At 43.9% G+C, this 12,661-nt stretch carries 13 protein-coding genes; all 13 read right to left on the reverse strand.

The features are described 5' to 3' along the window. Window positions 1-647 precede the first annotated feature (647 nt). The 13 genes from JWH17_RS16300 to JWH17_RS16360 all read right to left on the reverse strand — a co-directional run bounded on the left by JWH17_RS16300 (window position 648) and on the right by JWH17_RS16360 (window position 12,552). Window positions 648-1,448 (reverse strand): hypothetical protein, encoded by an 801-nt coding sequence (locus JWH17_RS16300; RefSeq protein WP_205223701.1) that lies wholly within the window; start codon window positions 1,446-1,448, stop codon window positions 648-650. A 44-nt stretch (window positions 1,449-1,492) separates the two neighbouring features. Continuing rightward, window positions 1,493-2,506: a DUF1214 domain-containing protein gene (locus JWH17_RS16305; protein WP_205223702.1), complete on the reverse strand. Its 1,014-nt coding sequence runs from the start codon at window positions 2,504-2,506 to the stop codon at window positions 1,493-1,495. 430 nt (window positions 2,507-2,936) lie between these two features. Beyond that, window positions 2,937-3,542, reverse strand: coding sequence for a PqiC family protein (locus JWH17_RS16310; protein WP_205223703.1), 606 nt, complete (start codon window positions 3,540-3,542; stop codon window positions 2,937-2,939). Then, complete coding sequence (locus tag JWH17_RS16315; RefSeq protein ID WP_205223704.1) at window positions 3,542-5,206, reverse strand: PqiB family protein; 1,665 nt, start codon at window positions 5,204-5,206, stop codon at window positions 3,542-3,544. Before JWH17_RS16315 ends, JWH17_RS16310 begins: the two co-directional genes overlap by 1 nt. Next, complete coding sequence (locus JWH17_RS16320) at window positions 5,190-5,846, reverse strand: paraquat-inducible protein A (RefSeq protein WP_205223705.1); 657 nt, start codon at window positions 5,844-5,846, stop codon at window positions 5,190-5,192. The genes JWH17_RS16315 and JWH17_RS16320 overlap by 17 nt, the downstream gene beginning before the upstream one ends. Continuing rightward, window positions 5,822-6,424 (reverse strand): paraquat-inducible protein A, encoded by a 603-nt coding sequence (locus JWH17_RS16325; protein ID WP_205223706.1) that lies wholly within the window; start codon window positions 6,422-6,424, stop codon window positions 5,822-5,824. The genes JWH17_RS16320 and JWH17_RS16325 overlap by 25 nt, the downstream gene beginning before the upstream one ends. Window positions 6,425-6,538: 114 nt before the next feature. Continuing rightward, a complete protein-coding gene (locus tag JWH17_RS16330) occupies window positions 6,539-7,021 on the reverse strand; it encodes a hypothetical protein (protein WP_205223707.1) in 483 nt (160 codons plus the stop codon). Between the two features lie 21 nt (window positions 7,022-7,042). Continuing rightward, window positions 7,043-7,798 carry a DUF2092 domain-containing protein gene (locus tag JWH17_RS16335; RefSeq protein WP_205223708.1) on the reverse strand — a complete coding sequence of 252 codons (756 nt, stop codon included), beginning with the start codon at window positions 7,796-7,798 and terminating at the stop codon, window positions 7,043-7,045. Window positions 7,799-7,911: 113 nt separating this feature from the next. After that, on the reverse strand, window positions 7,912-8,535 hold the full coding sequence (locus tag JWH17_RS16340) for a hypothetical protein (protein ID WP_205223709.1): 624 nt from the start codon (window positions 8,533-8,535) through the stop codon (window positions 7,912-7,914). Continuing rightward, window positions 8,486-9,199, reverse strand: coding sequence for a hypothetical protein (locus tag JWH17_RS16345; RefSeq protein WP_205223710.1), 714 nt, complete (start codon window positions 9,197-9,199; stop codon window positions 8,486-8,488). Before JWH17_RS16345 ends, JWH17_RS16340 begins: the two co-directional genes overlap by 50 nt. A 313-nt stretch (window positions 9,200-9,512) precedes the next feature. Next, entirely contained in the window at window positions 9,513-10,298 is a 786-nt protein-coding gene (locus JWH17_RS16350; RefSeq protein WP_205223711.1) for a porin family protein, read from the reverse strand. Between the two features lie 79 nt (window positions 10,299-10,377). Next, a complete protein-coding gene (locus JWH17_RS16355) occupies window positions 10,378-11,688 on the reverse strand; it encodes an anaerobic sulfatase maturase (protein ID WP_205223712.1) in 1,311 nt (436 codons plus the stop codon). Window positions 11,689-12,117: 429 nt separating this feature from the next. Then, on the reverse strand, window positions 12,118-12,552 hold the full coding sequence (locus JWH17_RS16360; RefSeq protein ID WP_205223715.1) for an outer membrane protein: 435 nt from the start codon (window positions 12,550-12,552) through the stop codon (window positions 12,118-12,120). Window positions 12,553-12,661: the final 109 nt, after the last annotated feature.

The following is a 12,661-nucleotide window of genomic DNA, read 5'->3' on the forward strand; positions in this document are numbered from 1 at the left end:
CTGCCTACCATATGAGGCTTTTTTGGTTTCTCTGGAATATATCAGAAAAGTTTTGGTGGTTAATATTGTTGCGTCTTTATAAAAAAGAACTCCCAGGCGGGTGTGGTTAATTTAGTTACACTGAAGGTTTGAAGGCTCTGCTATATACTGAAATTGACGTTTCTACTGTGATCTTAAATAAATGCGCTTTATCGAGACGTTAAGGGCTACTATTGGCAACGTTAACCATTGAAACAAAACTGCAGCTTAGGACTAATTCCTGTTGCTCTTAAAATGGGATGAGGTGAGGAGTCTCACTGACCTTGGGAATCAAGATCAGCGATGCACAGGAACAAGGTTAAATTTTAGCAATCACTAAATAATATGAGATTTGTACTGGTAACCTAATATCGAGGTTATTCTAAGTGTGTTGAATCATCTCACGACCTCCGATTATCTAAGGTATGATTACATAACCAGACAATTAAGAGATCGCAAGATAGTTAATCACTCCCACCGTTCATTTCAAACTGCAATGTAAATAAAAAGCTCAATTCTCAATGTTTATAGGTATTTTTCAAATAAAAACATGCGGCAGCCATAGACAAGAAGAACTTTCATCGTTTGAACACTACTAAAAACAGCATTTCCCAATTTGTATCCATTGATTATGGCTTGTAGTTGGTCATGCCCGGTCCTGTCAAATCATACACGTTGAAGAATTCGTCCGGCATGATGGTAGCCATACCATTCTCAGGTCTTTCGATTAAATCCTCCTCAAGTGTTTTGACCCTAAACTTCCAGCCATCAGGTAATTTTTTGAACTGGGCCATTCCTGCAGCAACAAACTCTTTATAGGTGTGTTGTGGGGTTACCCCCAATTGAAACCCTTTCATGACCCAGGTATTGCCTTCTTGATCATCAAGAAGCAATACGGTTGTTCCCTTGTTCCAGCCAATGCCACTTTTTCGAGCAATGTGTTTGGGCTTGTACGGTTTACTTTCTGATACGCCGCCGGTGTTGCTTCCCATGTCCAGCTGACCAACCCATGGGGCCGAGATACCATTGAATTCCCGTATTACTCCAGCCTCTATTTCCGTCCAATCAGGTAACCATAATTTGGGGCCGTTCAATGACGCATTCAAAACTCCGTACTCTTTTTTGATCTTCTCAAAATCAAGCCCTTCTACCAGCGCCTGCGCAGCAGTATCTTTGGTTGCAGGAATTCCCTGAGGCGTGAACATCGTGTTGTAACAGGCAGCGACCAATTTATGGGTATTGGGATCTTTGAAAGCAAGAAACATTTCAATATAACGTGTCTGGTGCATTTCATTGACAACCCTATGCTTTGCATCTGCACCGTCGAGAAGCACCTCTGGTGTTTCCGATGCGCCGGCTAAGGCTATACCCGGCAAAACACCTATCAAGCATACAGTTGCAATCTTTAGTGCGACTGTCTTCATCTTCATTCTTTGTCTCCTTTCGTTATCCATTTTGCAGTTATAGTCTATTCCTACTGCACCGGTCCGGCTTGAGGAAAAGTCCAAAACCCGTCAATTACTTTCTGTTGCGGCCGGTACATTCTTACGATGTAATTCCAGCCTGGGGTGATAGGTAGATAGTTTTTCCTTGTAGAGTCACCACCAAAATGAACGGTCACAGACCCGTCCGAATTTTTCTCGGCGGTCACGTTATTAACAGAGTATGCATTTATGTCATTTTTCTGCATGAATCCTTTGGCGTTGTAGACCGTGAGTGACACAAAGCCATCCACTGGGACTTTCTCTGACACAGTGAGGACATAAGGAGTTTTGCCGTCATTTTTCTCGGGAACCACGTTGACATAAATGGCATCCTTGTCCGGATTTCCCCCCCAGCCGTAGGCTGTGCCAAGTAAATGGCTTATAGGGTCGATTTCGTTTTTGTTGCCAAACATGCCTCTGGCGCTGTCTCTGGTCGCCGCTAAAACGTTGATTGCGTCACGGACCTTGGTAAGAGATGCAACATCCCAATCAGGAATGACGAAAGCACCTGGACTTTTTTGCCGTACGATTATCTGATTTTGCAGACTATTTGCGGCCTTAATATCGGCAGGGTTACCAGCATCGACGAAGGTCCTGATCAGAATACAAAGGTAGCGCGTGCCGACCTTATCCCTCGTAAAGGTGTATTCGCCTTGGTCATAGTCGACTCCAAGCGTGTAATGGCCCTGATTGATGATCTGCATAGACTGAAACCTCCCTTTGCTGTCAGGTTTCACAACCGTAACCGGCTCAGTGAGGTCAAAGACCCCAAAGGAGTAAAGTGTATCACGATTCATGCGAATAACTTTCTGTTGATCAATTGGTGTGGGGTTTCGAATATGAAAAAACTTCCCCAATGCTCCCTGCTCGACATAACTGTTCATCGTCATGTCAGTCTCTGCACGAATGAAATTATCAACTGTTACCTTTTCTGATGCATTGACGAAGCATGGTAGTAAAAGAGACAATCCGATAACGATAATACCAAATAAAGAATGTTTCATAGCGTTGTTACTCCATGTTAGCTTTGGTGATCTAATAGTCCTCTTATCGTAACTACTCACGGGGTTGATAACTCCTTGATGTATTATACTGAAATCTGTAAAGGCTTACAGCGCTCTCATATTTGGACCAGTACTATTTTTTCCAGGTAAGCAAAGACTCCGAGTAACTATTGAGCGAAGATCTAAAAACTGTCAATCTACCCCGAATTGTAACTGTTCAGCAGTGCTCCAAATGTTCACAAGCTGACCGATTAGCTATACATCGGTATGTTGAGCGGGCAGATCGTGGAGAGTTGGGGTGCTGCTGAATAGTTGCGACTCCGATATCAAAGGTATGCTTATGGTAATTTTTTAGGCACACCTCAACCTTGAACGAAAGCTCTACTTATTCAAGACACTTTTAAAGCAAGTACGTTTATAGATGGCGCGTTCAAATATCAAAAAGAGTCTTGGAGATTTCTTTGGAGAGCATCATAACAAGAGTACTCTGTGCTTCTACAAGTGCATCATAGCCATCTTGTTGAATCGGTGCTTTAAAGTCCCCATGATGAATCACAAGCAGCGTGTTCTCTGTTTTGTCGTAAATTGCCCATGTTGCCTTAAGAGATGCATATTCTCCCAAGCGACCGTCAAATTGATGCACATCCAGACTCAATCGAATTTCGGGAGTAAAATACTGCTCCCATGGGCGAACCATTACTTTATCGGTTTGTAGTATTCTACGCAGATTATCCGTCAAAATGCGTAAAAAATCACTTTCAAGTGACCCACCCCATCTATGAAATTCGTTTATTAGCAAACGATTTTTTTGAGAACGGGTCACAATTTCCGGACGGTCCAATTCACTGGGAAATTTAATCGGGCCGATACCAATGGATAAAGGCCATTTTTTTGAGGGGGCAATGTGACTGCTATTATTCTCAGCAGATGGAATTAATGTATAATAGACAGAGTCAGGTGTTGATATGACGCAACCATGAATGAATACAGTCAGAAAGATAACAACCAGCATTGTATACTGAGATTTAAAAAACACTATTTCCTCTTCGCTTTTTTGCCTTGAAGCAAAGCTTCCGGGTGTCGCTCAAGCATATCGGCAAGATTATTGATCGACCTAGACGCTTTGGCAATTTCTTCGAGTGACTTAATCAAATTGCTTTGCACTGGTGAATCTGCACTCAGCCATCCTCTTACCTCTGTCGTCAGTTCATGCAGCTGTTGTAGAGTCGCTGTTATTTCAGGTATTGTATCTGCATTAAAATCGTTCGCAGTTTCATCAAGTTCAGCGAGAACGCTGCGCAAAGAATGTATCGATTCCAAAACAGCCGGACTTCCAATTATTTTTTCAATATTTGTTAAAGAATTTTGCAGGCTCTTACTAATCTCTTCAATGGGGAGTTTATCCACCCGGTTTATAAAATTAACCACGCCATTCAGCACTTCCTGTGTTGAAGAAGGGACACTTGGAACAACGAGCAGATTATTATACCTTTTCTCCTTTATTTCAGTTTTATCTGGGTAGTAATCAATATCTACCAGCAATTGACCGGTTAAAAGGCTCCCTGTCTTAAGTTGTGCCCGAAGACCATTTCTCATCATTTCTTTAACCTGTTGATCAAGGTTTCTTTGCTTTTCGTCTGTCAATCCAAGTCGATCTCTCTCAACATCTAATAACACCATGGTGGAAAAATTGAGCTTGTCCTGGGAAAGCTTCAACGCGACATCTGTGACTTTTCCGATCTGTATTCCACGAAATTCAACAGGGGCTCCGATGGACAGCCCACGAATAGACTCAAAAAACTCTACATAATATTGATGCCTCATCTGATACTGATCATCTTTTGCCTCATTACGTGACTCGTATAGCCTGAACTTTGTATGTTCAGAAGGCAGTTCTGCAAGTGGTTGATCGCCAAAGGTGCCAAAAGCAACTCCCCCAATAATAAGTGATACGACAGATTCGGTATCAACCTGAATTCCGTTTGCGGTAAGTTGTACATCAAGACCGCTGGCTAGCCAAAACCGTGTGTTTTTACGGACAAACCGGTCGTAGGGAGAATCTATGAAGATGTTGACATCTACGGTTTTTCCAGCGGTATCCATTTGGTACTCTACTACTTGGCCTACTTTTACTTGGCGGAAATAAACCGGGGACCCTGGGTTGAGTGAACCAAGACGAGGTGCAGCCAGTTGGAAGAAGGTTCCTTTAGTGGTATTGGTAACAATGGGGGCTGTTTCAAGTCCGATAAAGTCTCTTTGCTCTTTTCCTTTTGCTGATGGTTCGATTCCGATATACGCACCACCAAGGAGTGTGCTGAGTCCACTTACTTGCCCTGCTGAAACGCGAGCCCGAACAACCCAAAATTTTGTCTGATCAGTCAGATATGATTCACTGCCTTTGTTCATTTGCACATCAAGGACAACCTTGGATAAATTTTCATTGATATGTATGGATTCAACCACACCAACGTCAACTGATTTGTACTTGACCTTTGTTTCTCCCGCTTTAAGTCCTTCCGCAGTAGAAAATGACAGTGTTATGGTTGGGCCTTTTTCAGTTATAGCCTTATAAGCGAGCCAGCCGCCTATGAGTAGGGCAACAATTGGTATCAGCCAAACAATAGAGATGGAGCGTTGGCTCTTGATAACCGGATCAGCAGTTTGCAACACCGATTGTTTTGGTTCAGTATTTTTCTTCATGAGTACTCTGAAGGTTGTCCCAGATAAGGCGAGGATCAAAGGATTCTGCGGCGAACATAGTGATGACGACGACCATGGCAAAAAATAGAGCACCCATTCCAGCTTCAATATCGGCAAGAGCATCAAAGTGGACCAGTGCGACTAAAACAGTGATCACATAAATGTCGAGCATAGACCATCTGCCAACCAGCTCAGTGAGGCGGTAGAGTCTTGTAAAATCTTTGGCGCGACTTATCCAGCGCAGTTGAACTGAGAGCAGTAAAGTAATAAGGATAACCAGCTTGAGGAGCGGAACAAAAATACTCGCAACAAAAATGACCAAGGCAATGGGCCAGCTGTCGGAATGAATAAAATATATAACTCCACTCATTATCGTATCGGATTGGACTGTTCCAAGCGATGTGGTGTACGTTACCGGCAAGATATTGGCAGGGATATAGAATATCGACGCTGCAATGACTAGCGCCCAGGTCCGTGCAACACTCTCTTTTTTTCGGCTGTGCAACGAAGTTCCGCAGCGGGGACAGGCGCTCTTCTGGTCGTACAGTTTACAAAGCAAATGGCAGCGATGGCAGGATACCAAACCCATCTCTCTAGCCGTTGCGGCGTTTGCAGTTATTGACGATCTATTGATTTCCATACTACATGACCATCCAATGTCACTGTCATTGCTGAAAGTACAAAAACAAGAGCTAAAAAAGCGTATAAAGCCGTACCAGGAATAATTGTTGCCATTTTTACAAGTTTTATAGCCGATACCAGTATGCCCAGCATGAAAATCTCGAGCATTCCCCAAGGTTTGAGCACCAAATACAGACGAAAGACATTCGCGAGGTAAAGGGGATTTCTGTTAAAACGAAGTGGAATCAGAATATAGAGCATACACAAAATATGAAGCAACGGTACAAGTACCACAGTAAACAACACCAGTGATGCGATAATAAACATATCCTGCTGGTATAATTGGTGTATGCCCGAGGCCAGTGTTGTCTCACGAATTTTCGAGCCGATCTTGAAGCCGAGAAATGGACAGGTATTTGCAATAAAAAAGAGGATCGCACCCGCCAAAGTAAAGGCTAGAGATCGGTTTATACTATCACGTTTGGGCCTGTACAATATGCTGCCGCAACGAGAGCAGTAAGCAGTCTTTCCTATTGGTATATCGCTAAGAGCGTGAACTAAATCACACCCATGGCAGGCTATAAGGTGTTCCACCATAATATTTTATGTGGTTGAAAACAGTGTACCGCGGAATTATCCGTGGTTGTACTGGTGAGTAGGTAGGAATAAAATTCTTTTACTGTCCATTGTATCGACCTTGGATCCCACGACTTAGAATGGCTTTTCTACTGCGATATACACAAGCTTGTTTCCCATAAAGGCGGCACGATAAAAGCTATCGTTACACTTCTGGTATTGGGTGTTCCCTACGGTGATGGGTAGGCATCCTTCTTCTGGAAGAGTTTCCAGTACGGTACCCAATGGTACACCTGAAGCAGGTTGTGGTGACGCTGCCTGTTGTTGAGCGGTTGCAGCCTGCTGCTTTGCCGTTTCAGCTTCCTGTTGGGCAGCAGCAGCTTGTTGTTGAGAGTAAGCCGCCTGCTGTTGTGCGGCAGCTGCTTGTTGCTGGAAAGCAGAGGCCGCTGCAGCTGATGTTGCTCTCCCAGCAGAATAGGCAACGACAGCAGTTCTGCGACGTACCCCAAAAATCGCCTGTGCATCCGGTACAAGCTCTACAGGTAACATCGGGATATCAATAGTACACATTGCTGCAACAAGCGACATGGGGATCATGATTCGAGTGAGTCGTTTCATTTGCTGCTCCTGGATCAAAAGTTAGAAAGGAAGAAATTCAATTTTATGAGCACCATCAGGAGGAGTAAACGTAAACTCGGTTTTCTTTAATTCAGGGGTGAAATTCCAATCTCTCATTGTTGTCCTTATACTCATTCGATCCGGTGCAGATGTATCTGTAACAACGTATTTATATGGGAACGGCTGGTCACCCACAGCAACCCATACCTGAAAGTCAACACCAGGGCGACTGAAAAGCAGCTGATCGCAGAGCACGCCATTAATGTTGCTTCGACCAAGATATGCTGCGAGGGTGACGTCTTCCATCAATAGTGAGTAAGAACCTTCAAGGATCAAATCGGAGACCGGTACAGCAAATCCAAGTGTGTTTGCCATGTACCTGAATAACTCTAGATAGTTTTCAGGAACAGATTCTGTTGCGTAAAGATTCGTTTCAGGATGATATAAGGTAAGGACATTGCCATTATAGTAAAAAATCTGATCCACCAACTTGCCGCGACGTTCAGCCCTCAAATTATTGGGTCTACTCACAATAACGTTGGCCAATACGTCAATATCAATCCGGTGTCCGGAATCAAGCAGGTATTCAAGCGTATTTTCAGTTGTCACTGTAAACTGCTTGGTTTTTCCGATAAAATCTGACATACGCTTCAATATAGCCGTTGCAACTGGGTCTATATCCGATTTCTCAGATGCTTCTTGAGCCTGGGAATGGGTTGCTCCTATACTGAAAAGCAGTAAAGCAACCATTGCAATGCAATGCTTATAAAAATTCATAGCGCATCGATCTCCTAGTTGTGTTTTTGAAGGACAGGCCTGGACTGAAATTCTGGCTGATATGTCCATGGTCAGGTAAATCTGTCGAGTATTTGGCTTCCATTAGTATCGTCTCAAGCAGGTGAATTCTTTCCTTCCAGATTCGCGTGCCGTAACTGTTTGTACTTAAATCCAATGCGTCCTGCGACCTTCTCCTCAAGAGTCCAACCATACTTTTTCAGATGTTCTCGTGCCAAAGAGGAGAAGGTTCCCGTTATCCATAACTCTACCGGATAATTTCCAAAACCAGCCGCTCCCTCAGCCAGGCGTCTGTTCCATGTGACATGATCAGCCGGCAAGGTAACAATCAATCCCCCTTTTTCATTTACGCCACCAAAAATCCGTCCAGCTGTTTTGAATTCAACCAGAGATGAAACATGTTTATCATATCCTGAGAGCATCAGCATAATAGAAGTCATGATAGAGGTGCTTTCCGGATCAGAGGCACGTGTTGCAACATGGAGAGGAAGTGCAATATTCCTCTTTGCTTGTATTTTCTCCAGAGCCATGGCAAATGCCGTTTGCTGTAAGGGCGAATAGTGAGGGTTTTCAATAAATAAATTTACCAAGGTTGGATCTATATGTAATCGATCCAACCTTTTTCTGTTCTGAACCTTCAGCTCTGCAGGCGGAGATGTTGCGATGGCTTCACCTAAAATACGAGCCGTCCCTGATACATGATACAGTAAGCGTGCCACCGGCAAGTCCGCCTATGGGCATTGTAGCCGCACCAAGGGTTATGCTGCCGGCATAGTCGGCCCAGGCGATGCGATCGAGATTTTCCTGAAGCAGGTGGTTGCGCGAGTACACATCAACATGATAGCGATAGCCTATCTCTCGCTTGGCTTGTGAAAAACCAATGGTCTGCTCGACTCTTGAATCTTCAGTATCGCCCGGAGTACTGTGAAAGAGAGATTCTTCTGTCCGTCCCAAAAGACTATTGAGTCCGGTCGCAGCATGCTGCAGGGGATTTCCAGGATCAGTGACAAGATCCTTGATACCTTCAACCGTTGCATCCCCTGACGCCTTTAATGAGTTGACAAACACATCGCTTTGCTCCACCTTTTTCATCGCCTCGATAGCTTCAATTTCAAGCAACAATTTAAAAAGGCCGATGTTGGACCGAACAGTGTAATTTCCACTGTTCGATCTAACGGAGTACGTATTCGTAAAGCCATCGTTTTTTACCTTTTCCAGTATTGAATAATTTTTGCTGTTCAATACTTCTTGCGGCAATACCAGGGAGGCCTTGAGCGTTACCCCACTTTCATACGTGCTACCTCCAAATGCAGGCTGAGAAAAAAAGAAAATAGCTGTAAGGAGCACTAAGAAAAGGATGGTACGACTGTGTTTATTATGCATAAGAATCTTTCATCACTGGTAGGTTACGCTCTAATCCGCACGTCTCATGAACATTTTGCAAAATTCGAATATACGGTTTCATAACAAATGGTTGGACTTAACGAAAAAAGTATAAATTTTTCAAAATGTTCACAAAAGGTCAGCCCAGGCAAAGTTACCCTCTGCAGTATTTTAGCTTTGATAACAAAAAGTTACAGCCAAAAACTTTAAACCTGACGCCGCCTGCACTGAAGAGAGATGCGGGCTAAGAGCCGATATCATGACTTTCAGTATCATAAAAAAAGAAGGAATGTACGGTCATTCTCCAACTGGATCAAAACCTGAAGCCTATGCCCATTACAGGTCCACTCAAAGCCATATCTTCCATGGTTTGATCATCATCAAAGTCATAGCTCAGATACCTGTAACCAACCCGGATATCGCCCCAGCTAAACCGGTAGCCGACCCCAGCAAAGAGTTGCCAGGTGAGCTCTGACCCACCTGTTCCGATATCAGCATGATAGGGAAGGTACCAGTTATCATTAAGTATAATCCGTCCTCGAATACCAACTATTCCGTCGAGCACAGCTTCGGATTCAGAGACATTTGACTGGGGGGCGGCTGAGGGCAGCGCCCACTGTACGTCAAGATCAGCATCCACATCGACAGTTGTATATCGAACTCCGCCAAGCACATTAAGTGTTCCATGTTCGGCGTTGACAACTTCATAGGCCACGGCACCGCTGACAATCCAGGAACTCAAATCCAGATCAATGGAACCTGAACCGGCCTTGAACGTTTTCGTCTTCGAGTCACCAACATCCATGTACACAACATCGGCAAGTATGGACCATTTATCATATTTCGATGCAATCCCGCCCATAAAGATCATTTCCAAATTATCTAAAATATCAGAAGCATCATAGGAAAAATCTGCCCCTGAACCTGGTCCGCCGGGATGGTGTACCGTACCGTCAATATCGGAAAACCAGCCATATATTGCGACCTCATGTTCCCATTCCCTTGCAGTTGCTGATGTTGGAATAATCCAGCAGGTAAATGCTAAAGCAGCAACAAGCCCCGGTAATACTGAACCGTATCTAGTGTTCACATTCTTCATTTATCCTCCCTCCGTTTTGATATGTTGGTATAACCGCTTGTTGATAAGGACGTTTATGTTGCTTTGATTACACTTCCATTCAATTGCTTTTCTTTACTATCAGTGGTCCCTGAATGACTTTCATGATGAAGGAAACAGGCAGGTCATTTTCAATCAGCTGTGCCATTGCATGTAAATATTTGCGAATATGACTGAAAAAAGCCTTATACCCCGGGCAGAGATAATGCAAGCCCGGTTCATCCCCTGGTGTCATACTAAAACGGTGTTTTGGACACCCTCCCCTACAGGCAGCCAATACTGCACATTCTCTACAATAGCCTGGGAGTGCCTTCTCTTTTGCTATACCAAACCCTGCATTACGGGACTGCTCTGCAAGATCATGCGGCGAATCGGTCAAAATATTGCCGAGCCGGTGTGCTGGATAGACAAAATGGTCACAGGCGTACACATCTCCATTATGCTCAAGCACAAGGGAGCCGCCGCACTGCCTTGCATGTACACAAACCGGCGAAGGTTCACCAAGCCAAGCATTTAAGGCCCACTCAAAATTCATAACAAACATCTTGCCGACATCTTGTCGTACCCACTCTTCGTAAATTGCAATGAGAAAAGCACCATACTCCTCCGGTAAAACCGTCCAAGGGGTTACTTCAGTCTCCGGCTCTGGTTTATCCAGTACTGCGGGTCCAGCAAGCGACAAACCACTCCTGCGACTTGTTTTACCTGGGATACGCTCAACAATTGGTGCGAACTGGATAAACTCGACCCCGCATTGCTTCAAGAACTGATAAACTTCCAGCGGTCGCCTGGCGGTCTCCCTTCCAACACTGGCAAGGACGTTATATTTGACCCCAAAATGTTGCAGCATTTGCAGTCCTGCCATTACCTGTTCAAATGACCCCTTCCCGTTTCTATCCCGCCGATAACGATCATGAATATCACGCGGCCCATCGAGGCTTACCCCAACAAAAAAGTCATGACGCTTGAGAAAACGGCACCACTCTTCAGTCAATAGGGTTCCATTGGTCTGCAGTACATTGGTTATATTTTTTTGATCAGCATATTGACTTTGCAGCTCAACGACCCGTTTATAAAATGGAAGTCCCATTAGGGTAGGCTCTCCACCCTGCCAGACAAATTCCACCTCAGGGGTTGGCTGCAATGTTATGTATTGATGAATATACGCAGTCAGTACCTCGTCAGTCATTCGAAACTCTTCATCATTTTTATAAAGAGCCTTTTTTTCGAGATAGAAACAATAATCACAGGAAAGATTACAGAGCGGGCCAATAGGTTTGGCTAAAATATGAAGTCCTTTAGGGGGCGGGGTAGTATCTATGCTGTTCTGTATCGAAGACTTCAAGCCGTACCTGTCATTGTAGAAATTCATCTAAACCGCCACCATTTTAGTCAAACTGAAAATTAATGGACGATTTGCCTGGTTTGAGTTTTCCCTTTGCCGATACGGTAAATCGTTCCATACCAAGGAAATGGTGGTTATGGGCAGGAACACCGTTTATGATGTACAATGCCCTTTCGCGGGAATGAGCGGCCTGAACCATAACGGTACTATGACCGACGTCCTTAAAGACCTCAACCTCTGCGATAATTGTTTTTGTCTTCCCTTCAATGCTGCGTTAATGTGCATAAAAACAAAGTCATCTGTGCAAATATTCCCGTTTTTTTTTGGGGAGAAGATACAAACTAGTTTCCCGTCAACGGCTTAAATATATCGATATTTCACCGTTGACGGGGCATTAATCTGTTATTTAGCCAGCCTAGGAACTGACTCTAAATAATCCATCTAGATTGGTTAGCACTAAAATTTATATCTAAAAGCCATCACAATGTTATTGGATGTAAGATCACTTACATCTTCGTCTAAATCCGCATCATCAAGGGACATGTACTCCCAGCCAAGATCTACTGCCATGTTATCCTCAAAGGCGTAGAATATTCCTGCTCCACCTTTCCAGGCAAAACCACCATCATCACCGTCTACATTATACACACTGACAGTAGCTTGGCCCCAGCCTATTCCACCAGTGATATAGATTCCAAAACCATTACTAATATAAAAATCATAATAGCCGTTGACCATAAAAGTTGTCATACGAATATCGCCGGAATCAATTATTTTCCCTGTATCGTTACTACCAATTCCGAGTGCATCAATGTCTGTTTTTTGCGTTGATAATTCACCTTCAATTCTGAAAGCATCAACTGCATAGCCTATAGGGAATCTCGAATAAATGGTTTATTCCCCAGCGTCTTTAATTATGCGATAAATATGGAAATCAGGGTCAATTCAACATTTAAATTTTCGTGTTTTTGGGGTTGCAGCGAACAACTCAATCGCCCCG

Origin of the sequence: Desulfogranum marinum (assembly GCF_016918565.1) — a bacterium.
Lineage (GTDB): Bacteria > Desulfobacterota > Desulfobulbia > Desulfobulbales > Desulfobulbaceae > Desulfogranum > Desulfogranum marinum.